Below are 20521 nucleotides of genomic sequence, written 5' to 3' on the forward strand. Positions count from 1 at the left end.
CCGCCGGCACAAGCGGCGGGCGGCGCAATACTGCCATCACGCGCCCGACGGCCGTCCAATCGGTGGCGAGGCCGGCCGCGCGAGGATCGAAACATCCCGCCAGCCATAGCCGATTTCACGATAGCTTTCGCCCTGTAGAGTGAAGGGCTGGTCGAAACATTCCACGCCGCCCAGCCTTTCATAGAACCGGCGGGCCGGATGGTTCTCCTTCAGCGCCAGCACGAAGGCCGAGGAAAGCTCACGCGAGACGAACCATTCGGCCATATGGGCCATCAGCCGCCGTCCCAGCCCCTGCCCCTTCGCGCGGTCCAGCAAATAGAGTGCGTAGAACTCGCCTTCGAAATCCGGCGGTCCCGAGCGGCGCGGGCCGCAGACGCCGAAGCCTACGACGCCCCGTCCCGGCTCGATCGCCACATAGGTCGCGCTGTCGTCGAGCGGCCGTCCGATGCGCTCCGCATGCTGGAGCGCCCGCCGTTCCACCGACAGCCGGTCCAGCGCCGCATCCGACACGATGCCCCGATAGCTCTCCCGCCACGCCCGGACATGGATGTCGGCCAGCGTCGGCACGTCGACAAGCAGCGCCCGGCGGACCAGATATTCGATCCGGGTGGGCGCGTCGCTCATTCCGCCTTGTCCCCTGTCGCTTTCTCCAGGACGGCGAGGAAGAAGCCGTCGGTCTGGTGGGTCGCCGGGGTCAGCCTCAGCATCGGTTCCGCCGTCGGACACGGGCCGTCAGAGATAGCGGCCCATGCCTGCGGCACGGGGATCAGCCGGAAGGACGGGTCGGCCGCAAGGAAGGCTTCCACCCGCTTCTCGTTCTCCTCCGGCAGAAGGGAGCAGGTGGCGTAGATCACGCGCCCGCCCGGCTTCGCCAGCCGCGCCGCGCTTTCAAGGATGCGCCCCTGAAGCGCCGTCAGTTCCGCCAGATCGACCTGCCGCCACCGCGCATCGGGATTGCGCCGCCAGGCCCCGACGCCGCTGCAGGGCGCATCGATCAGCACGCGGTCGAACTTGCCCTTCTGGCGCTTCACCCATTTGTCGCGTTCCGAAGCCAGAACCCTGGGCTCGACATTGTCGATCCCGGCGCGCCGGATGCGTTCCTTGGAGCGAAGAAGCCGGCCTTCGGACACGTCGCAGGCGACGATGCGCCCCTTGCCGCCCATCCGCGCGGCCATGGCCAGCGCCTTGCCGCCGGCCCCGGCGCAGAAATCAACCACCTGCATCCCCGGCCTGGCGTCGGCCAGCAGGGCGACGAGCTGCGATCCTTCATCCTGGATCTCGATCGCGCCGGACTTGAACAGCGGATGGCCGGCCAGCGGCGGCCGTCCTTCGACCCGCAGCGCCAGCGGCGACCACCGGGTGGCGCTGCCGTGGATGCCGCTCTTCTTCAGACCTGCCCGCGCCTCCTCCCGCGTACCCCGCGCCTCATTGATCCGGATGTCGACCGGCGCGGAGACCAGAAGCGCCCGCATCTCTTCCTCGAATCGGCCGTCGAAGGCGACGCGCAACGACGCCTCCGCCCAGTCCGGGCATTCCAGCCGAACGGCGTCGGGCATCTCCTCCGGCTCAAGCGGTTTCCGGCTCAGGGATTTGAGCAGCGCCCGTTCGGCCGCCGACAACTCGTCGGGTCCATAGCGCCCGCCGGTGAACAGCGGCTCGACTTCCTCGAACGGCTTCTCCTCGCCCAGCATCAGCCAGGCGATCACCCGCGCGCGGGCATCGTCGCGCTGCGCCCCGGCGCGCTCCAGCCACCAGCCCAGCCGCGCATGATGGCGCAGGATGGCGTAGACCCGCGCGGAGACGTCGCCCCGATCGCCCGACCCCATATAGCGGCGCGCCCGGAAGAAGGCGGTCGCCACGCCATCAGCCGGGCGTGGCGTGGTCAGGATCGCATCCAGGAGTTCGATGCTGGCTTTGATTCGGGAATCGGGTGTCATGGGGATGATATAAGGTGACGAAGGGTGAAGGAGAGGAGCCCCTACCCCACCCCCACCGGATTGTCATGGGAAAACGGAGCCGGTCAGGCCGGCGCCGCCTTCAGCAGAACGATTCCGCCCAGGACGAGGAGGACGCCCAGAACGCGCATGGCGTTCAGCGCCTCTCCGAACAGAACGACGCCCATCAGCACCGTCCCCGCCGCGCCGATACCGGTCCAGACCGCATAGGCCGTTCCGACCGGTAGAGTCTCCAGCGCCCGGCCCAGCAGGAAGACGAAGGCGGCCAGAAGCGCCAGCGACAGGAGGCTCCAGCCAAGGCGAGTGTAGCCGTCGGCATATTTCATCGACACGGCCCAGGCCACGTCCAATAGCCCTGCGGCGACGAGCGCCGTCCAGGCGAGAGTGGGAGACATCGGCATCTCCTCACGCCGCCAGTTTCAGGAGGTGGGCGTCGTGACGCCGCAGGAAGGCGAACAGCAAGTCGGGATAGTCCGCCCCGACAGCAGCTTTCACGCTCGGCCGCGCTGACACCGCCTGCCGCCATGCGCGCACTTTCGGCGCGCCCTCGAATACCCGGAGGTCGGCCAGCCCGTCGAACAGGTCGAAATAGCGGAAGACCGGCGCGAACGCCGCGTCGACCAGCCGGAACCAGTCGCCGGAGAAGTATGGACCCTCACCCAGCGCCGCCTCGATGCGGATGAATTTCGCTGCCAACGCCTGCCGGGCGGCCGCGAACGGCTCGGCCTCCGACGCGGTCTCCAGCCGCCAGATGTCACCCAGAGCCGCCGAGGTGAATTCCATCCATGCCCGATGTCGGGCCCGCTCCAGCGGGTCATCCGGATGCAGCGATGGCCCTGCCTGCGTCTCCTCGATGTACTCGCAGATGACGCTGCTCTCGAACAGCACGGCCTCGGTTTCGTTCTCCCGCCGGACGCGCAGCAGCGGCACTTTGCCGAGAGGCGAGATATCCTCGAACCAGCCGGGCTTGTCCGAAAGGTCGATCGTAACCCGCTCGAACGCCGCCCCCTTCTCCAGAAGCGCGATGGCCGCTCGCTGGACGTAGGGGCAAAGCGCGTGGCTGACGAGGGTGAGTTTGACGGAGGCGGTCATGCCGCCACCTTCATGCCTTCGACCCGCACCGCCTCTCGCGCAACGATATGGGCGGCGAGGGAGCATGTGCCGGTCGTGTAGTAAAGTTTCATGATGGTTCTCCTGAACAAAAAGGACCCGTACAGATTCTCCCTTTCCTGCCGGCAAGGCACGTTGCATGTTCGTCAGCGATGCTTGCGTTCACGCAAGCGCGTGCCGTGCTAGATCTATCGCCATGGACGATTGGAACGACCTTCGCCTGATCCTCGCTATCGCGCGAGCCGGCAGCCTGACAGGCGCGGCACACGCGCTCGGCATCGACCATTCCACCGTATTCCGGCGATTGCAGGCGCTGGAGGGGCGTCTGGGTGTCCGGCTATTCGAACGGCTGTCGGGCGGCCAATACGAACCCACCGACGCTGGCGGACGCGCAGCCGCGGCGGCGGAGCGGATGGAGGATGAGGCGCAGGCGCTCGACCGCGACATAGCGGGTCGGGATCACAGGCTGACGGGCCACCTCCGCGTCGCTTCGTCGGAGACGCTGGCCCATCGCCTGCTGACCGATCACCTGGCTGCCTTCCGCCGCGCCCATCCCGGGATCGTGGTCGAGCTGGCGATCGACAATCGCGTCCTCAGCCTGTCCCGGCGGGAGGCCGATGTGGCGCTTCGCCCCCTGCGGCCGAAGGAGGGCGACCTATGGGGCCGGAAGCTGTGCGATGTCGCATGGGCGGTCTACGGTTCCCGTGCGGCGATAGGGGCACTTGCGGCAGAGGGAGAAATCCCGTCTTCGAAGGAAGGGCTGGCCCATCTTCCGCTTGTCGGCTGGAGCGTCGGAATCGCCGGGATCGGCGCGGCGGACTGGCTGCGCGACGGCGTGCGGGAGGATGCGGTCGTCTACCGCTCCTCCAGCCTCGTCAACCAGATGGCCGCAACCAGGGCGGGTCTCGGGTTCTCGATTCTGCCCTGCTATCTCGGCGATCCGGAAACCGACCTGTCACGGCTGTGGCCGGACCCGATCCCCGACCTCTCCCGCGAACTCTGGATCGTCACCCATGCCGACCTGAAACGGACGGCGCGGGTCCGGGCGTTCTTCGACATCGTGGGCGACGCGCTTGTCCGCCAGCGCCCGCTGTTCGAGGGTGAGCAATCGCCGGGGCAACTCCTCCCTTAATCAGGCTCTTCTTCATGTCGCCGGCTGCCCTCCGGGATGATCACGCCCGGCAGTTTTCGGGAGGTCCAGATATGGATGGCGTCGCTGAGATCGACCGGCTCGTCCAGAGACCCTCCCTTGATGCTGATCTCCTCCGCCTGCTCCGGATCGCCATGCCACACGCGCGAGCCGCATTCGGCACAGAAGAAGCAGGCGAGCGTCCGGCCTGAGTCGGTCGGGCGCGACCAGCGACGGAGGGTCCCCTGAAGCAGCCTGAGATCGACGCTCCGCACCATGACGGAAATGCCGAAGGCCGAGGCTGACTGCTTCCGGCACTCTCGGCAGTGGCACACGTAAATTTCCTGCGGCGGCCGGTCCAGGGCGTACCGGATGGCGCCGCACTGGCACCCGCCCGTAAGAACTGATTCGGGTTCCGAACGTGTCATTTCGGCCTCCAGAAGCGACCGATCGCGCTGGTGCGGGCGGGGGGACTTGAACCCCCACTCCCTTCCGGGATGCGGATTTTAAGTCCGCTGCGTCTACCGTTTCGCCACGCCCGCCTGTCCGGATCGGACGCCGGCGACCGTATCGCCCGCCGGGGCCGAGGGCAAGAAGATGACCGAGCCACAGCCTTGCACGACGGGAAGCGGCCGGCCAGAGTGCCGCCCCATGATAGACGGCTACTCTTGGGCCACCACCTTCGCGCTGGTCACGATTCTCCTGCTGATCGCGCCGGGCATGATCCGGATGCAGCGCGGACGGAACTGGCTGCTCTCGATCGCCGTGTGGCTGGCGGTCGCTGCGGCGCTGGCGCTCGCCTACCGGCTGATCGGGCCGATGCTGGGCTAAAGGGGATTGACGATGGGCACCTGCGATATCCGCGAGTTCGCCGAGGATGACTGGCCCGCCGTCTGGGCGATCGTCAGATCCGTCTCGGCGGCCGCGGAAACCTACTGCTATCCTCCACACCTCACCGAAATGGAGGGCCGGGATATCTGGATCGAGCATCCGCCGGGGCTGACTGTCATCGCCGCCGACGCGGCCGGAAGCATCGTCGGCACCGCGAAAATGGGGCCGAACCGGCCGGGTCCCGGCAGTCATGTGGCGACCGCCAGCTTCATGGTCGCAGAGGGCGCGCGGGGATTTGGTGTCGGGCGCGCTCTCGGCCTCTACGCGCTGGATTGGGGACACCGGCTGGGATACCGGGCGATGCAGTTCAACGCGGTGGTGGAGACCAATCGTCCGGCGGTTCGCCTATGGCAAGATTTGGGGTTTGAGATCGTCGGCACCGTGCCGGAGGCTTTCTCCCATCCGACGGCCGGCTATGTCGGGCTGCATGTCATGCACCGGCGACTCTAGGAGCCGTTCGGTCGCTCAGTTGAGGTTGATCTGCCGGGAGACGCCAAGCGGCCTGGGCAATCTCTCCCGCTCATCCCTCCTCCACCGGCTCCGCATCCAGCGAGCGCATCAGGGCGCGCACCTCCGCGATGGCGGCGTCGACCTGCGCGCCGTCCGGGCCGCGCGCGACGATGGCCACGCCATATCCGGCGGCGCTGTAGCGGGGATAGCTGCCGAGGTCGATGGCGGGGTAGCGTTCCTGGATCGCCGCCAGCCCCGCCGCGATCGAACCCTCGGCCAATGCGGCGGAAACGGAGCGGGAGATCATGGTCGCGCCGCCGGCCAGAGTCGGGGCGACGCTTTCGAACATCGCCTGCATGATCGCCGGCACCCCCGCGAAGACGAACACGTTCTCCAGCCGGAAACCCGGCGCGGCAGAAATCGGATTGTCCACCAGTTCGGCCCCGACCGGGATGTGCGCCATCCGCAGCCGGGCCTCGTTCAGCTTCGACGGATCATCGTAATGCGCCTCCAGCCGCCGCCGCGCTTCGGCGTTCAGTTCCAGCGCCGTGCCGAGAGCGCTGGCGACGGCGGCGGCGGTGATGTCGTCATGGGTCGGGCCGATGCCGCCGGTGGTGAAGACATAGTCGTGCTTCGCCCTGCATTCGTTGACCGCCGCGACGATCTCGCCCTCCACATCCGGCACCACCCGCGCCTCGCGAAGCTGGATGCCGAGCGTGTTCAGCCGCCCCGCCAGGAACGACAGATTAGCGTCCTTCGTCCGGCCGGAGAGGATTTCGTTGCCGATGATGACCAAAGCCGCGCTGACCATGGGCTCGTCCCGCTCCCGCTGATGTTCGTTGTCCCCATGTTTAGGCCGATTCACCTCTCGCACGCGAGCGGATCAGGCTTTAGGGTCCCGCCGCCATGCGTTTCATCCTTCCTCTCGTCGAGACCCACCTCATCCGGCGCTACAAGCGCTTCCTCGCCGATGTCGAGATGCCGGACGGCGCGGTCGAAACTATCCATTGCCCCAATCCGGGCGCGATGATGGGTCTCGACATGCCGGGCCTGCCGACCTTCATCTCCGACAGCGCCAACCCTCGCCGGAAGCTCCGCTATACGATGGAGATGGTGCGGCTGGCCGACGGGCTGGTGGGGATCAACACCGGCCATCCCAACAGGCTGGCGGAGGAAGCGCTGGTTGCCGGCGTGGTGCCTGAGCTTCTGGGCTATTCCAACGTCAGGCGGGAGGTCCGCTATGGCGGCCGGAACAGCCGTATCGATCTCCTGCTGACCGAAGAGGGACGGCCGGACTGCTATGTGGAGGTCAAGAACGTCCATCTCCGTCGTCCGGACGGCGCATTCCCGACGGCGGCTGAATTTCCCGATTGCGTCACCGCGCGGGGCGCCAAGCATCTTCTGGAATTGGCTGACATGGTCGCGGCCGGTCATCGGGCCGTGATGCTCTATATCGTTCAGCGGGACGATTGCGACCGGTTCCGGGTGGCGGCGGATCTCGATCCCATTTATGCGAAGGGGCTGACGGTCGCGATGGCGGCGGGGGTTGAGGTTCTCTGCTACACTTGCCACCTGACGGAACGGACCATCGAAGTGGATCGTCCGCTGCCCGTGATGCTATGAGATTGTCCTATGGTGACGAGATGGAGAAAGAGAGCATTTTGGTGAACGAAGCCGTTGAGGAAGTCGTCGAGTCAGGACGCATTCCGCTGCACGGTCCGTCGGACTTCGAGGGCATGCGCCGTGCCGGAGGCCTGGCCGCCGCGGCGCTCGACTACATCACCCCCTTCGTCCAGCCGGGCGTGACGACGGCGGAGCTGGACGAAAAGTCCGAGGCCTTCATCCGCGACCATGGCGCGACGCCTGCGCCGCTGAATTATCGCGGCTATCCGAAGGCGACCTGCATCTCACTGAACCACGTCGTCTGCCACGGCATTCCGGGTGATCGGAAGCTGGCGAACGGCGACATCCTCAACATCGACATCACCGTCATCCTGGATGGCTGGCACGGCGACACCAGCCGCATGTTCTATGCCGGCGACAAGGTCAGCGTGAAGGCCCGCCGGCTGTGCGACGTGACCTATGACTCGCTGATGCTGGGAATCGCGGCGGTGAAGCCCGGCGCGACGCTGGGCGATATCGGGTATGCCATCCAGAGCCATGTGGAAGCGCAGCGTTTCTCCGTCGTCCGCGATTTCTGCGGCCACGGCCTCGGCCGCGTCTTCCATGCCGCGCCCAGCGTCCTGCATTATGGCCGGCCCGGTGAGGGGGCGGTCCTGAAGCCGGGGATGTTCTTCACGATCGAGCCGATGGTGAACGCCGGACGCTACGACGTGAAGATCCTGGCCGACGGCTGGACGGCAGTAACCCGCGACCGCAGCCTCTCCGCCCAGTTCGAACATTCGATCGGGGTGACGGAGGATGGGTGCGAGATCTTCACCCTGTCGCCGGCCGGCTACGAACGCCCGCCCTACGGCGCCAGTGGCGCCTGATTCCGCGCCGCTCCACGCCGGCCATCGGGACCGGTTGCGCGACCGCTTCCTGAGCCAGGGGGCGGACAGCCTCGCGGATTACGAGCTTCTGGAACTGCTGCTGTTCTCCGCGATCCCGCGCCGGGACACCAAGCCGCTCGCCAAGACGCTGATCGCCACCTTCGGCAGCCTGGGCGCCGTCCTGAACGCATCGGCGGAACAGTTGGCCACACGCGGCGGCCTGAAGCCGACGGCGGCGGCGCTTCTGAAGGTGGTCGGGGCGGCGGCGGTGCGGATGCTGCGGGAGGAAGCGGTTCAACGGCCCCTCCTCTCCTCCTGGGATCGGGTGATCGATTATCTCTCCGCGGCGATGAAGTACGAGGCGACGGAGCAGTTCCGCATCCTCTTCCTCGACCGCAAGAACGCGCTGATCGCCGACGAGGTGCAGCAGCGCGGCACCGTCGACCATACGCCGGTCTATCCGCGTGAGGTCGCGAAACGGGCGCTGGAGACGGCCGCCTCGGCGGTCATCCTGGTCCACAACCACCCATCCGGCGACACAACGCCCTCGCGCGCCGATATCGACATGACCGGCGAGATCGCCCGCGCCCTCTCCGCCGTCGGCGTCGCCTTGCATGACCACGTCATCGTCGGCAAACGCGGCCACGCCAGCTTCAGGACGCTGGGATTGCTGTAGCAGATCATGCCGGACAGGAGTTTACCTCAACGCCGTCGCCACGATGATGGCGGCGGCCAGAAGGGTGTCCAGGACGAAGCAAAACTCCGCCAGCGATCGTGATACGACCCTGTTCGCCCGATGGTGATGGACATCCCATGCCGCATGGGCCAGCAGGCCCGCCGCGACCAGATAGGCGCCGGCCGGCCCGTTGACGACCAGGGCGACCGCCGCCACCGCCCCGAAGCCGGCCATCGCGATCGTCTGAAGCGGCAGGCCAGCGCGCCGCCGCACCATACCGCGCCATAGCCCATAGCCGAAGAATGCAGCCGCAAGGCCGATGAGGCCCCATGTCGGGTCGAATTGGATCCACCCTATTTCAGCCGCGGTGATGACGAGCACGGATAGAAAGAACAGCGGCCACGCAGCGGAGGGCTTCCCCAAGGCGGCCGCGGCCAGATAAACGAGGCCGGATGCGGCGACGATCGGCGCAAAATCCGCGCCGTTCTGGTTATCGCGAAACAGGTCGAACGCCACGAACGCCGCGAAGCCGACGCCAGCCAGGCTTGGCCACCATTTCACGGACCTCCACCCGCTCGAAACCGTCCGAGCACCTGCGTCGTCGGAGCTTCCCAAGCAGGCATTCTCCGTAGCTGATTCCATGGGTACCCCCTCCTGCCGAGAATGATCGACATCCAGGCTAGTCACCGGCTGCTCTGGCGGAAATGACAAAGAACCTGTATTTTCCGCCAATGCCGCATACCGTCGCCTTTCTCGTCTATCCGGGATTCCAACTGCTCGACGCCTCGGGCCCGGCGTCGGTGTTCACCGAAGCGAACCATGCGCTGAAAGAGCGCCGCCGTGACGCCTTCTATGCGATCGAGATGGTTTCGTCGCTCGGAGGGCTGGTGACCAGCGGCGGTGGCATCGCGCTCCAGACGCGGGCGCTTTCCGACATGCCGGCCGCCGGAATCGGCACGCTTCTGGTCTCGGGAGGCGATGCCGAAAGCCTGCGGGCCGCGATCGCCGATCCCGCGGTGCGCCACTGGACGCCGCGTTGCGCGGAGATGGCGGAGCGGTTCGGCTCGGTCTGTTCCGGCACATTCCTGCTCGCCGCGCTCGGACTCCTGAACGGCAGGCGGGTCGCGACCCATTGGGAGGCTTGCACACAGCTCGCCAAGCTATATCCGTCCGTCACCGTCGATCCCGACACACTCTATGTGGCGGACGGCAAGGTCTGGACGTCCGCGGGCGTGACCACGGGCATCGACATGGCCCTGGCCATGGTCGGCCAGGATATCGATGCCACCATAGCCGGCAGTGTCGCGAAACGGCTGGTGCTCTATGCGCGCCGTCCTGGATACCAGTCCCAGTTCAGCGCGCTTCTCAATGCTCAGGTAAAAGCGGACAGCCCGTTTGCCGACCTGATCGGCTGGATGCAGGAGAATCTGGATCGCCCACTGGATGTGCCAAGCCTCGCGGCGCGCGCCGGTCTTAGCGAACGAAGCTTCTATCGAAGGTTCCTTGCAGAGATCGGACAGTCGCCGGCCCGGTTTGTCGAAGCCATCCGGCTGGACGCGGCCCGCATGCTGCTCTCCCGGAAACTTCCGCTGAAGACGATCGCAGCGCAGGTCGGGCTGTCCCCGGCCTCCCGCTTGACCGAGGCTTTCGAACGCCGGTTCGGCGTCACGCCAAGGCTTTTCCGGGAAATGCATTCCGGCCTGTGACGCCTCTTCCAATGCCGAGAGGCATGGTTCGATCCATATCGAAACATCCGGGTGAGCTGCGCCCTATCGTGCCTTCGGAACATCACCCGAAGGATTTATGCATGCCTCCCCAGACGCTCTCTGCCGCCGACCATGTCACCATCCAGCCGAGCGTCCTCTACTTCGGAACGCCGGTCGTCCTCCTCACCACGCTGAGCGAAGATGAGAGCGCCAACATCAGCCCACTCTCTTCCGCCTGGGCGCTAGGCGACCATGTGGTGCTGGGGCTAAGCCCGGCGGGCCAGGGCGCAGTCAATCTCCGGCGCGAAGGAGGGTGTGGAGGGTGTGTACTCAATTTCCCTTCCGCCGATCTTTGGCCGAAGGTGGAGAAGATCGCCCGTTCGACCGGCCGCCGTCCGGTCCCGGACTACAAGGCGCGGATCGGCTATGAATATGTGGCCGACAAGTTCGGGCTGGGCGGCTTCACGGAGATTCCGTCCGAAACGGTGCGGCCGCCCCGGATCGCCGAATGCCCGATCCAGTTTGAGGCCAGGGTGAACGCGATGCACGGCGACGGGACCTCCGCTCACCTGATCGTCGAGGCGCGGGTCACGCGCATCCATGCCCATCGCGAAATCGTGGTGCCCGGGACCCATCACATCGACACCGCGCGGTGGAGTCCTCTTTTCTACGTCTTCCGCCACTATTTCGGCCTCGGCCCTGATCTGGGCCGGAATTTCAGAGCTGAATGCTGACTATTCGCGCATGGCGGAGGAGCTCTCATCATAGATTCCGATGTCGCGCCGGCCGACCGCGATGCTCTTGAGCACGGCGAAGATCTGCTGCCCCGGCGCAATGTTGAGCGCGTGGAGCGAGCGGCGGGTGATCCGGGCCAGGATCAGATCCGTCCCGCAGGCGAGTTGCAGGTCGACGATCGGTGCATCCGTCGCACCGATCCTCACGACCGTCGCGGGAAGTACGTTGAGGGCGCTGATCCCCTCTGGCGGCTTGAGCGCCAGGATGACGTCACGGGCACGGATATGCACCCTCAGATGAGCGCCCGGCGGAGCATCGACTCTGGGGACGATCAGCCGGCCGCCCTGGACATCCAGATAGGTCAGCCCGTCGACCGCATCGTGGCCGGCGATGACGGCCGGCAGGACGGCGCCCGCCTCGTGGCGCCCCAGCACCGGGAACAAAGTCGGATCGGCCATGATCTCCGCGGGAGACCCCACCCTCTCGACCTTCCCCTCCGACAGGACGACAACAGTCGTCGCCAAGCGCGCCACCTCCGGGATCGAGTGGCTGACATAGATGATCGGAATCCGGATTTCGTCCCGCAGCCGTTCGATATAGGGCAGGATCTCCGCCTTCCGCGCCTCGTCCAGGGACGCCAGCGGCTCGTCCATCAACAGTGCCCCCGGATCGGCCAGCAGCGCCCGGCCTATGGCGACGCGCTGCTTCTCCCCGCCGGATAGCCGCCCCGGCCGCCGCTCCAGCAGGTTGCCGAGGCCCAGTAGCTCGACCACATGATCGAAATCCTCCCGCCCTCCCTGCTTGCGGGAGAACCAGCGACCGAACAGCAGGTTCTGCCGAACGCTCAGATGCGGGAACAGGCGGCCGTCTTGAAACACGTAGCCAACGCGCCGCCGGTGCGGCGGCACGAAAATGCCGCGCTCGGTGTCGACCAGCACCACGCCGCCCATGCTGACCCACCCGTGGCGGGGTCGGATCAGTCCGCTAATCGTGTTGACGATCGTCGTCTTGCCCGCGCCGGAGCGGCCGAACAGCGCCGTCACCCCGCCCTCGCTCTCGAAGGTCGCGTCGATGTCGAACGCGCCGAAATTGTGACGTATCGAGACGGCGACGCTCACGTGCCGCGTATCCGTCTGGCGACCCGACGGGCCAACATCTCCGAAGCCAGCAAGGCAGTCATGGAGATGACGATGGAGACGATGGTCAGCCGGATCGCGCCCGCATCGCCGCCCGGTATCTGGGTGAAGGTGTAGATCGCCGACGGCAATGTCTGGGTCTGGCCGGGGATATTGGAGACAAAGGTGATGGTCGCTCCGAACTCCCCCATCGCCCGGGCGAAACTCAGGATCGCGCCGGCGATGATCCCGGGCAGGATCAGCGGCAGAGTGACGATGGCGAAGGTCCAGGCCCGGTTGGCGCCCAGGGTGCCGGCCGCCTCCTCCAATCCTCGGTCGACCGCCTCAATCGACAGCCGGATGGCGCGAACCATCAGCGGAAAGCCCATGATGGCGCAGGCCAGCGCCGCGCCGGTCCATCGGAATGCCAGCACGATGTCGAACTGCTCTGCCAGGAACGCGCCGATCGGCCCTCGTCGCCCGAAGAGCAGCAGCAGCAGGTAGCCCGTGACTACGGGCGGCAGGATCAGGGGCAGGTGGACGATCCCGTCCAGGATCGCCTTCCCCCGAAACCGCCCGCGCGCCAGCGCCACGGCGACCAGAATCCCGAAGGGCAGGCTGCACGCCATGGCCCAGATGGATATCCGCAGCGACAGGCGGACGGCCGTCCATTCCTCCGGCGACAGGGTAAGCCAATCCGGCACTTATCGATCCGTGTCGAGCACGTCGAATCCCTCCGCCTCGAAGAAGGGCGCGGCGTCTTCCGATGTCAGAAAATCCAGCAGGTGAGCGGCTTCGCCCTCAGCGCTTTTCGTCAGGGCGATCGGATAGATTATCGGCTCGTGCGTGTCTTCCGGAAAGGTATCGACGATCCAGATGTTCGGATCGGCCGCCGCGTCGGTCCGGTAGACGACGCCCAGCGGCGCTTCTCCCCGTGAAACGAGCGTCAGCGCCGCCCGCACGTCCCGCGCCTGGGCGATCCGGCCCTGCACTGCACCCCAGACGCCGAGCGAGGTCAGCGCGGTGCGGCCGTAAATTCCGGCGGGAACGGCCTCTGTATTGGCCATGGCGAGATAGCCCCCGTTCAACGCGCCGGCAAGATCGAAGCCCGGCGCTATCTCCAGCGTCACGTCGCTTGGCGACGGGGCGATCAGGACCAGCCGGTTGCCCAGCAGGTCGGACCGCGTCGCCGGGTCGACCAGCCCGCGCTCCTGGAGGTAATCCATCCAGCCGACATTGGCGGAGATGAAGATATCGGCTGGCGCCCCCTGCTCGACCTGCCGCGCCAACGCTGAGCTGCCGGCGTAGGAGATTGTCGCCTCGCCCCCCTGCTCCTCCCACGCCGTCACTGCGGCATCCATCGCGTTTTTCAGGCTCGCCGCCGCGAACACGACGACCTCCTCTGCCCGCGCGGGCAACGCCGCGATGACGATAGCGGCGATGAAGGAGATAGCAGACAGCCTTCGCACGGTTCATTCGCTCCACATGCCAGGGGATCGACAATTCCGTCATGCCACCTCCCGCCGCGTGAGGGAAGACTGTCCGGCAAAGCCCCTTCCATCTCAGGTCGTAGCGATAGGGCTTGTTTCGTGGCTATTCTTCAAAATCGCAATTCTCATTATAGAATTCATTCCGTATACGAGATAGAAATTATAATTCCTATTTTTGCCCATTGTAATCAAAGCCACCGTCTCCATTTTTAGTAAGCCGAATATTCGGTTAATGTTTTAAAGGATTCTAAAATGGCCGACGCCCCCAAGACTTCTCCGGCTGGCACGCCCCCGGTGGAAACGCCGTCCAAGGATCCCGCCAAGCCGAACCAGGACACGCCTTCTCAAGCCTCCAAGTCCTGATTGTGGCGTGCCGGCGGCAAGGGATGTTCCTTGTCGTCGGCGCGATCTTCATTTGGGGCAATCTCCGACGATGAATGGAGCGCCTCCCTTGCCAATGCAAACCAACTATCGATTGAGACTGCTTGAATTGACTGAACCCTTGCATCTGTATGCCAACGCCCTGCAACCCGACCGCAACGCGGCGTCGTTACTGGTGCATCAAGCCTTGTCAGCGGCGTTCTCTACGCCGTTAACACCGTGTTCGGATTTATTGATGGAGAGGTCACTTCGCGACACCGTTGATCGCGAGTTCGCGCTGTATGAACCTGGGCGAGCCGCTCTGGCACAGACTGACCTTCAGTTACCCTAAAGCGCCTTCCCCGTCTCCGGGTCGAACAGGTGCATCTTGGTCATGTCGCAGGTGATCGGCGTCGGCTGGTCGGGTTCGCAGACATAATGGGCATCCACCTGCGCGGTCACCGCCGCCCCTTCCGAACGTCCGATCAGCAGCGTGTGCGGTCCCAGCGGTTCGATGGTGCGGGGCGTGAGCGTGATGACCGCCGCCCCTGTCTGCCCCCCCGCCATATGTTCCGGACGCAGCCCGAATGTGATCCGTCGGCCGGAGAGGCTGGAGAAGGTAGCCGCCCGCTCCGCCGGGATCGGCAGCATGGCGCCGTCGGCAAGACGAAGCGCCGGCTCGCCCCTCTCTTCCGTCACCGTCGCGTCCAGGAAATTCATGCTGGGGGCGCCGATGAAGGCGGCGACGAAGGTATTGGCCGGCTTCTCGTAAAGCGTGATCGGGTCGGCCATCTGTTCGATGACGCCGTTGTTCATCACCACTACCCGGTCGGCCAACGTCATCGCCTCCACCTGGTCATGGGTGACGTAGACGACCGTGTTGCGCAGCCGGCGGTGCAGCCCCTTGATCTCCGTCCGCATCTCGATCCGCAGCTTGGCGTCCAGGTTGGATAGCGGCTCGTCGAACAGGAAGACATCCGGATCGCGGACGATAGCCCGGCCGATGGCTACCCGCTGCCGCTGCCCGCCAGAAAGCTGCTTCGGCCGCCGGTCCAGATAGGGCTCCAGGTCCAGGATGCGCGCAGCTTCCTCGATCTTCCGCGCTATCTCGCCCTTCGCCTCGCCCCGCACTTTCATGCCGTAGCCGATATTCTCCCGCACCGTCATGTGTGGGTAGAGCGCGTAGTTCTGGAAGACCATGGAACAGTTGCGCAGGCCCGGCCGAAACTGCGTCACATCGCGATCGCCGATCCGCACCACGCCGTCGCTCACCCTTTCCAGCCCCGCGATCATCCGCAGCGTTGTGGTCTTCCCGCAACCCGACGGCCCGACCAGCACCACGAACTCCTTGTCCTCGATCTCGAGGTTGAGGTCCGGGATCACCGTGAGCTGGTCATACCTCTTGACGACGTTCGTGAGCGTGACGCGGGCCATCTGGTCTTCCCGTAATCTCGGCGCGTTAGGAAAGGTCGACCGGGCGGCTTCGTCTCTCGGGAAGGCGCGCCCGGTCTTGTCAGGTCGTCAGAGCGGCGGCAAGCCCATCGACGACCGGTAGGCCGCCAGTTGGTTCTCGCGGCCGAACTCGTCGGTCAGACGGTTCCATTCCTCGGCGATGGCATCCAGCGCCTCCTGGGCGGTGACCTGTCCGGCGAGCGCCTTGGAAAGCTCGATCTCCAGCACCTCGGTATAGGAGAAATAGCCCGGAAGCCGCATGTCGAGCGCGATGTTCGGCGCCTCCAGGCTGTTCCGCTGGGCGTCGAGATACATCTGCGCCTCCTCTTCGGAGAAGACGGTGAGCCACGGCTCCAGATTCTCGAAATGGCTGGTGCGATAGGGGTTCACGCCCGACCCGCCGGTGACGCAGGCCTGCATGCTGTTCTCCGGGTTGGACAGGAACTCGATGAAGTTCCAGGCCGCCTCGATGTTGGGGGAGGCCGCGGGCACCGCCGCCTGCCATCCGCCGAACGCCATGAAGGGTGATTTCACGGGCTCGTCGAATGAATCCCATTCGCCGGTCACATGGTTCCAGATCTCGGTTGCGCCGGGAGTCATGGCCGAGCCGACATTGCCGCTCACCTGGCTCTGCTCGGGGTCGGCGGCGATCACGCCGGTGTCGCCCCAGTCGAAATTCATCGCCACCTGGCCGCCGGCGAAGGCTGTGCGGATATCGCCCGACGTGAAATTGAGCGCGCCGGGCGGAGCGTACTCGACGGATTTGATGTAATCCTCCAGCGCCCTGACCCAGCCCTCATTGTTGACCTGCGCGTCCATCGTCTCCGGATCGAAGAACATCGCGCCCGGATTATCCGGATGGTTTGTGTAGCTGGCGGCGTGGGTGAAGAAGAACCAGAATTGCTGGCCGCCGCGCCGGAATGCCTCAGCCGTCCCCCACAGCCCTTCGTCGGGCCGGGTGAAGAATTCGGCGATGTCGTAGTACTGCTCCCACGTCTCCGGCGCAGCCAACGGGTAGCCATACTGCTCCTCGAACGCCGCCATCTCCTCGGGATCTTCGAACAGGTCGGTCCGATAGCTGATCGTGTGCAGGTCGCCGTCGATCGTCTGGGACATGTGGACGCCGTCCCAGACCATCAGCCGGTCGCGGTAGACCTCCGCGATGTCCGTCCAGGCGTCGGTCTGGCGGATCGCTTCGGGCATCGGCGACAGGTAGGGCGCGAAGTCCGGCGTCCAGGCCGGCGCGAAGGTGATGACATCGAAGGCCGCCTCTCCGGCGACCATGGCGGTCAGGTATTTCGGGTAAAGCTCACCGAACGGGAATTCCACGACATTGACCGCGCCGCAGGTCTTTTCCGCCCATTTCTCGCCCGCTGCCTGGACCGCGCTGGCGATGAACGGGCCGGTCTGCGCCCCGGCGGTGAGCGTGACGCCGGTAAAGTCGGGTTCGCATTGGGCGACCGCGGGACCGGTGAAGGCGACCCCGAGCACGGCGGCGCCGGCGGTTGCCATGAACAGCTTTCTCATGCGCTTCCTCCCATGTTTGGCGATCATCTAATGCCGCCCAGCATCAGGCCCGATCGCATGAGCCTGGCCAGCAGGACAGCCATCACCATCATCGGCGTGATGGCCACCATGGCAGCGACGGAGATGGCCCACCATTCGTCGCCGCGGTAGGAATTCTGACCGGAAAGGAGAATGGGCAGGGTCTGCCAGTCCGCCGTCGTCAGCATCAGCGCGAACAGGAACTCGTTCCAGACGAAGCTGAGTGTGATCATGGCGGTGGCGATCAGCCCCGGCCGCGCCATGGGCAGCACGATTTCGAAGAAGATGCGTATGCGCGGCACGTCGTCCACCAGCGCCGCCTCCTCGATCTCAACCGGCAGCGCCTGGATGAAATCGCGCATCAGCCAGACCACGATCGGCAGAGAGAAAGCGGTGTAACAGAGCGTCATGCCCCAATAGGTGTCCAGCGCCGGCAGCCCCTCCTTCCCCAGTTCCGAATAGAGCAGGTAGAGCGCGAAGGCGGTCACGATCGGCGGGAACATGCGCTGGGACAAGAACCAGAACACCACGTCGTTGTTGCCCAGAACCGGCCCCGGCAGGGGCAGTCTGTTGGCCAGGACCGACAACGTCAGCGCGACTATGAAGGACGCGCCCATCGCTTGCGCACGGCTGAGGCCCAGATGGTCGAACAGCAGGAATCCACCGATCCCGATCGCGGCGAACAGAACGCCCGCCATCAGCCGCACCCGGAACGGGAAGCGAACCAGCGCATAGGCGGCCATCGTCCCGAACAGGACGGAAAAGAAGGTCGCCGACAGACCGATCAGGGTGGAGTTCACGAACGGCCGGACATAGTCCCCCCGAATGCCCGAGATCGCGTCCAGATAGGCCTGGACCGTCGGCTGGAAGTCGATCCACGGCAGGTATGTCGGCCCGCCATTGACCGCCGTCGGTGGCTTGAAGGAGGTGATCAGCGTCCAGTAGATCGGAAACAGCGTGATCAGCAGCCAACCGAAGCAGAGTGAGAAGACGACTGCGCGCTTCATGGGCTCAGATCCGCTTTTCGATCTGCGGGCGCAGGATGGTCAGGTAGATCACGCCGAAGATCATGATGACCAGGAGGAAGAGGAAGCTGAGCGCCGACGTGTAGCCCAGGTTGAACTTCTTGAAGCCCTCCTGATAGGCGTAGAGCGTCAGTGTCTCCGTGGAGATGCCGGGGCCGCCGCCCGTGAGCACGAACACGGTGTCGATGATCTTGAAGCTCTCGATGATCCGCACGAAGACCACGGCGGCGGAGATCGGCAGCAGCATCGGGAAGGTGATGCCCCAGAACTGTCGCCAGCCGCTGGCATTCTCCAGCTCCGCCGCCTCGTAGACCTCCGGCGGCAGCGTCTGCAGCCCCGCCAACATCAGCAGGATGACGAAGGGCGTCCACTGCCATATCTCAACCGCGATGATCGACCCAAGCGCCCAGGTGGCGTCGGTCAGAAAGGGCAGGTTGGGCATCCCCAGCAGCGTGAAGAAGTCGTTGATCGGGCCGACGGTCGAATGGAACAGCATCCGCCCGACCAGTGCGACGGCGATCGGCGCCATCAGCATCGGGAACAGGAACGCCGCCCGGAACAGCCTCTCACCCGGCACCCTGGCATGCAGCGCAAGCGCGATGGCGAAGCCGATCACATACTGGATCGTGACAGAACAGAAGACGATGACGCTGGTCGTCCAGACCACGTTCCAGAACCGGGCCTGGGTCAAAAGGTCGGTATAGTTGCCCAGTCCGACGAACCGCGGCGGCGTTGGCGGCACCAGCCGCATGCTCTGGAAGCTGATCGTCAGCGAATAGATGAGAGGGAACAGGCTGACCAGCAGGACAACCAGGAATGCCGGCCAGATGAAAACGTGCTTGATCGGGTCACGCACGGATCCTGAGCCCTCCCCCTCTCCACCTGGTTCGCCCAGGTGCATGATTGGTATGACCAGTAGAACTCTATTGTAGGATGAAACACTCGGCAACCGGCCATGCGATCGAAGCTAAGCCGTTGCTGTGCCCTCCAGAAGCGCCATCACCTCCTCACGCATCGGCATTGATGGGGCGGTGCCCTGCCGTGTCACCGACAGGCCGGCGACCGCGCAGCCGAACCGGACAGCCTCGGCCACGGGCTTCCTCTCCGCCAGCGCCACCGCAAGCCCGCCATTGAACGCATCACCCGCCCCGGTCGTGTCCACCAGCCTGCCGGCCCGATAGGGCGGCACATGCACTCCCTCTCCATCGACGCTGGATTTCAGGAAAGCTCCCTTTCCGCCCAGCGTGACGATGACGGCTCCGACGCCGCGCGCCAGGAACCAGTCGGCCGCCCGTTCCGCGTCCGCGACGTTCGCGACCTCGATGCCACAAAGCGCGGCCGCTTCGGATTCATTGGGCGTCAGATAGTCGACTAGCGGATAGATATCGTCGGGGAGGGGCGCGGCCGGGGCGGGGTTGAGGATGGTCGCCACCCCTGCCTCCCGCGCCAGTTCCAGCCCTCGCCGGGCCACCTGCACGGGCAGTTCCAGATTGGTCGCCAGCACGTCTGCGGCGATAACAGCCTTCGCCGCCGCCTCGACATCGCGCGGCGTGAGTCCGGAGACGGCGCCGGGCGCCACCACGATCGCGTTCTCCCGGCTCTCCTCCTCAAGGAAAATGAAAGCCGCGCCGGTATAGGATCCAGGATCGGTGGAAAGATATGCGTCGGAAATGCCTTCCCGGCGATAGGTCTCCCGCGCCAGGGCGCCGAACGCGTCGTCACCCAGCCGGCTGATGAAGGTGACTTCCGCGCCGGCCCGCCGGGCGGCGATCGCCTGGTTGGAGCCTTTTCCGCCGGGGCCCAGTCGAAAGACCTCGGTCATCACCGTTTCGCCCATCCGGGGCAGCCGCTCGCCCCGAAAGGACAGATCCGCCACGAATACCCCCAGCACCGCGACCCGCCCCATGGCGTTCCCTCCCCGTTCGTTCTCAGTCGGCCGCCAGGATCACGCCCTTCTTGAGCAGAAAGCACCCATAGCCTCGCTGTTCGGAGGTCGCGACCACCGCATAGGCCTTCTTCGCTTCCTCATAGAAAGCGAAGCGCTCGATCGATCCCATCGGACACGCCGCGCCCTCGGCCCGGTCTATCGCCTGTTGCATCTGTTCCTGGACCGGCGGCCGGTAATCGGGGCGTCCCACCACCTCCATCCGTCGCACCGGATAGTCGACGAAGCCATCGAGAGGAAGGACCGACAGGATGGCCTCCGCCGCCCTCGGCACATCGACCCCGTCCAGCCTTATCAGCTTGCCGGTGACGGTCGCCCGCGCGATCGAATCGGCCGGGAAATTCGCGTCCGCCAGCACCAGATCGTCGCCATGGCCCATGGCGCGCAGCACCTGAAGCAGGTCGGCGTTCAGCAGCGGGTCGAGGTTCTTCAGCACCGGTCACTC

At 65.5% G+C, this 20521-nt stretch carries 24 protein-coding genes and 1 tRNA gene; 8 read left to right on the forward strand and 17 right to left on the reverse strand.

Going from position 1 to position 20521, the window contains the following annotated elements:
• Positions 1–36: 36 nt before the first annotated feature.
• The 4 genes from AAFN89_RS02020 to AAFN89_RS02035 all read right to left on the reverse strand — a co-directional run bounded on the left by AAFN89_RS02020 (position 37) and on the right by AAFN89_RS02035 (position 3047).
• Positions 37–624, reverse strand: coding sequence for a GNAT family N-acetyltransferase (locus AAFN89_RS02020; protein ID WP_347535360.1), 588 nt, complete (start codon positions 622–624; stop codon positions 37–39).
• Positions 621–1937, reverse strand: coding sequence for an RsmB/NOP family class I SAM-dependent RNA methyltransferase (locus tag AAFN89_RS02025; protein WP_347535362.1), 1317 nt, complete (start codon positions 1935–1937; stop codon positions 621–623). Before AAFN89_RS02025 ends, AAFN89_RS02020 begins: the two co-directional genes overlap by 4 nt.
• An 83-nt stretch (positions 1938–2020) precedes the next feature.
• Positions 2021–2350: a multidrug efflux SMR transporter gene (locus tag AAFN89_RS02030; RefSeq protein ID WP_347535364.1), complete on the reverse strand. Its 330-nt coding sequence runs from the start codon at positions 2348–2350 to the stop codon at positions 2021–2023.
• A 10-nt stretch (positions 2351–2360) separates the two neighbouring features.
• Complete coding sequence (locus AAFN89_RS02035) at positions 2361–3047, reverse strand: glutathione S-transferase family protein (protein WP_347535366.1); 687 nt, start codon at positions 3045–3047, stop codon at positions 2361–2363.
• Positions 3048–3261: 214 nt separating this feature from the next.
• On the opposite strand from AAFN89_RS02035, the gene AAFN89_RS02040 reads away from it, so the two are divergent.
• Positions 3262–4197: a LysR family transcriptional regulator gene (locus AAFN89_RS02040; protein ID WP_347535368.1), complete on the forward strand. Its 936-nt coding sequence runs from the start codon at positions 3262–3264 to the stop codon at positions 4195–4197.
• Here the strand turns inward: AAFN89_RS02040 and AAFN89_RS02045 are convergent.
• Entirely contained in the window at positions 4194–4622 is a 429-nt protein-coding gene (locus tag AAFN89_RS02045) for a GFA family protein (protein WP_347535370.1), read from the reverse strand. The genes AAFN89_RS02040 and AAFN89_RS02045 overlap by 4 nt on opposite strands.
• Before the next feature lie 28 nt (positions 4623–4650).
• Positions 4651–4736 (reverse strand) — tRNA-Leu (locus AAFN89_RS02050).
• Positions 4737–4845: 109 nt separating this feature from the next.
• Between AAFN89_RS02050 and AAFN89_RS02055 the strand changes: the two genes are divergently transcribed.
• Both AAFN89_RS02055 and AAFN89_RS02060 read left to right on the forward strand, forming a co-directional pair.
• Complete coding sequence (locus AAFN89_RS02055) at positions 4846–5025, forward strand: hypothetical protein (protein ID WP_347535372.1); 180 nt, start codon at positions 4846–4848, stop codon at positions 5023–5025.
• A gap of 12 nt (positions 5026–5037) precedes the next feature.
• On the forward strand, positions 5038–5535 hold the full coding sequence (locus AAFN89_RS02060; RefSeq protein WP_347535374.1) for a GNAT family N-acetyltransferase: 498 nt from the start codon (positions 5038–5040) through the stop codon (positions 5533–5535).
• A 70-nt stretch (positions 5536–5605) separates the two neighbouring features.
• Here AAFN89_RS02060 and AAFN89_RS02065 read toward each other — a convergent pair whose 3' ends face one another.
• Positions 5606–6346, reverse strand: a complete 741-nt coding sequence (locus AAFN89_RS02065; protein ID WP_347535376.1) for a molybdopterin-binding protein — start codon at positions 6344–6346, stop codon at positions 5606–5608.
• Between the two features lie 95 nt (positions 6347–6441).
• On the opposite strand from AAFN89_RS02065, the gene sfsA reads away from it, so the two are divergent.
• From sfsA to radC, 3 genes are all read left to right on the forward strand, one after another.
• A complete protein-coding gene (gene sfsA / locus AAFN89_RS02070; RefSeq protein ID WP_347535378.1) occupies positions 6442–7158 on the forward strand; it encodes a DNA/RNA nuclease SfsA in 717 nt (238 codons plus the stop codon).
• Between the two features lie 113 nt (positions 7159–7271).
• Complete coding sequence (gene map, locus AAFN89_RS02075; protein WP_347535380.1) at positions 7272–8027, forward strand: type I methionyl aminopeptidase; 756 nt, start codon at positions 7272–7274, stop codon at positions 8025–8027.
• On the forward strand, positions 8017–8703 hold the full coding sequence (radC, locus tag AAFN89_RS02080; RefSeq protein ID WP_347535382.1) for a DNA repair protein RadC: 687 nt from the start codon (positions 8017–8019) through the stop codon (positions 8701–8703). Before map ends, radC begins: the two co-directional genes overlap by 11 nt.
• Positions 8704–8724: 21 nt before the next feature.
• Here radC and AAFN89_RS02085 read toward each other — a convergent pair whose 3' ends face one another.
• A complete protein-coding gene (locus AAFN89_RS02085) occupies positions 8725–9264 on the reverse strand; it encodes a hypothetical protein (RefSeq protein WP_347535384.1) in 540 nt (179 codons plus the stop codon).
• Positions 9265–9434: 170 nt separating this feature from the next.
• Between AAFN89_RS02085 and AAFN89_RS02090 the strand changes: the two genes are divergently transcribed.
• The gene (locus AAFN89_RS02090) at positions 9435–10409 is read left to right on the forward strand and encodes a helix-turn-helix domain-containing protein (protein ID WP_347535386.1); all 975 of its coding nucleotides are present in this window, start codon (positions 9435–9437) and stop codon (positions 10407–10409) included.
• Positions 10410–10510: 101 nt separating this feature from the next.
• Positions 10511–11143, forward strand: a complete 633-nt coding sequence (locus AAFN89_RS02095) for a flavin reductase family protein (RefSeq protein WP_347535388.1) — start codon at positions 10511–10513, stop codon at positions 11141–11143.
• Here the strand turns inward: AAFN89_RS02095 and modC are convergent, their stop codons facing one another.
• From modC to AAFN89_RS02140, 9 genes are all read right to left on the reverse strand, one after another.
• Entirely contained in the window at positions 11144–12262 is a 1119-nt protein-coding gene (modC, locus tag AAFN89_RS02100) for a molybdenum ABC transporter ATP-binding protein (RefSeq protein WP_347535390.1), read from the reverse strand. It lies immediately after the preceding gene.
• Entirely contained in the window at positions 12259–12963 is a 705-nt protein-coding gene (gene modB / locus AAFN89_RS02105; RefSeq protein WP_347535392.1) for a molybdate ABC transporter permease subunit, read from the reverse strand. The genes modC and modB overlap by 4 nt, the downstream gene beginning before the upstream one ends.
• On the reverse strand, positions 12964–13728 hold the full coding sequence (gene modA / locus AAFN89_RS02110; protein ID WP_347535394.1) for a molybdate ABC transporter substrate-binding protein: 765 nt from the start codon (positions 13726–13728) through the stop codon (positions 12964–12966).
• 729 nt (positions 13729–14457) lie between these two features.
• The gene (ugpC, locus tag AAFN89_RS02115; protein ID WP_347535396.1) at positions 14458–15543 is read right to left on the reverse strand and encodes a sn-glycerol-3-phosphate ABC transporter ATP-binding protein UgpC; all 1086 of its coding nucleotides are present in this window, start codon (positions 15541–15543) and stop codon (positions 14458–14460) included.
• An 87-nt stretch (positions 15544–15630) separates the two neighbouring features.
• Complete coding sequence (locus AAFN89_RS02120) at positions 15631–17088, reverse strand: extracellular solute-binding protein (RefSeq protein ID WP_347535399.1); 1458 nt, start codon at positions 17086–17088, stop codon at positions 15631–15633.
• Positions 17089–17111: 23 nt separating this feature from the next.
• The gene (locus tag AAFN89_RS02125; protein WP_347535401.1) at positions 17112–18113 is read right to left on the reverse strand and encodes a carbohydrate ABC transporter permease; all 1002 of its coding nucleotides are present in this window, start codon (positions 18111–18113) and stop codon (positions 17112–17114) included.
• A 4-nt stretch (positions 18114–18117) separates the two neighbouring features.
• A complete protein-coding gene (locus tag AAFN89_RS02130; RefSeq protein ID WP_347535403.1) occupies positions 18118–18987 on the reverse strand; it encodes a sugar ABC transporter permease in 870 nt (289 codons plus the stop codon).
• Between the two features lie 111 nt (positions 18988–19098).
• Positions 19099–20037, reverse strand: a complete 939-nt coding sequence (rbsK, locus tag AAFN89_RS02135; protein ID WP_347535405.1) for a ribokinase — start codon at positions 20035–20037, stop codon at positions 19099–19101.
• Between the two features lie 22 nt (positions 20038–20059).
• Positions 20060–20512, reverse strand: coding sequence for an RbsD/FucU family protein (locus AAFN89_RS02140; RefSeq protein ID WP_347535407.1), 453 nt, complete (start codon positions 20510–20512; stop codon positions 20060–20062).
• Positions 20513–20521 lie beyond the last annotated feature (9 nt).

The sequence above is a fragment of the Inquilinus sp. CAU 1745 genome (assembly GCF_039839375.1).
Classification (GTDB): domain Bacteria; phylum Pseudomonadota; class Alphaproteobacteria; order DSM-16000; family Inquilinaceae; genus JBDOQU01.

Excerpts from the sequence above, each read along its gene's own strand:
- AAFN89_RS02035 (WP_347535366.1), bottom strand. The coding sequence starts at position 3,047 with ATGACCGCCTCCGTCAAACTCACCCTCGTCAGCCACGCGCTTTGCCCC.
- AAFN89_RS02025 (WP_347535362.1), bottom strand. The coding sequence starts at position 1,937 with ATGACACCCGATTCCCGAATCAAAGCCAGCATCGAACTCCTGGATGCG.
- AAFN89_RS02090 (WP_347535386.1), top strand. The coding sequence starts at position 9,435 with ATGCCGCATACCGTCGCCTTTCTCGTCTATCCGGGATTCCAACTGCTC.
- rbsK (WP_347535405.1), bottom strand. The coding sequence starts at position 20,037 with ATGGGGCGGGTCGCGGTGCTGGGGGTATTCGTGGCGGATCTGTCCTTT.
- AAFN89_RS02030 (WP_347535364.1), bottom strand. The coding sequence starts at position 2,350 with ATGTCTCCCACTCTCGCCTGGACGGCGCTCGTCGCCGCAGGGCTATTG.
- AAFN89_RS02060 (WP_347535374.1), top strand. The coding sequence starts at position 5,038 with ATGGGCACCTGCGATATCCGCGAGTTCGCCGAGGATGACTGGCCCGCC.
- sfsA (WP_347535378.1), top strand. The coding sequence starts at position 6,442 with ATGCGTTTCATCCTTCCTCTCGTCGAGACCCACCTCATCCGGCGCTAC.
- AAFN89_RS02040 (WP_347535368.1), top strand. The coding sequence starts at position 3,262 with ATGGACGATTGGAACGACCTTCGCCTGATCCTCGCTATCGCGCGAGCC.
- ugpC (WP_347535396.1), bottom strand. The coding sequence starts at position 15,543 with ATGGCCCGCGTCACGCTCACGAACGTCGTCAAGAGGTATGACCAGCTC.
- AAFN89_RS02095 (WP_347535388.1), top strand. The coding sequence starts at position 10,511 with ATGCCTCCCCAGACGCTCTCTGCCGCCGACCATGTCACCATCCAGCCG.
- AAFN89_RS02055 (WP_347535372.1), top strand. The coding sequence starts at position 4,846 with ATGATAGACGGCTACTCTTGGGCCACCACCTTCGCGCTGGTCACGATT.
- AAFN89_RS02125 (WP_347535401.1), bottom strand. The coding sequence starts at position 18,113 with ATGAAGCGCGCAGTCGTCTTCTCACTCTGCTTCGGTTGGCTGCTGATC.
- map (WP_347535380.1), top strand. The coding sequence starts at position 7,272 with ATGCGCCGTGCCGGAGGCCTGGCCGCCGCGGCGCTCGACTACATCACC.
- AAFN89_RS02045 (WP_347535370.1), bottom strand. The coding sequence starts at position 4,622 with ATGACACGTTCGGAACCCGAATCAGTTCTTACGGGCGGGTGCCAGTGC.
- AAFN89_RS02120 (WP_347535399.1), bottom strand. The coding sequence starts at position 17,088 with ATGAGAAAGCTGTTCATGGCAACCGCCGGCGCCGCCGTGCTCGGGGTC.
- AAFN89_RS02020 (WP_347535360.1), bottom strand. The coding sequence starts at position 624 with ATGAGCGACGCGCCCACCCGGATCGAATATCTGGTCCGCCGGGCGCTG.
- AAFN89_RS02065 (WP_347535376.1), bottom strand. The coding sequence starts at position 6,346 with ATGGTCAGCGCGGCTTTGGTCATCATCGGCAACGAAATCCTCTCCGGC.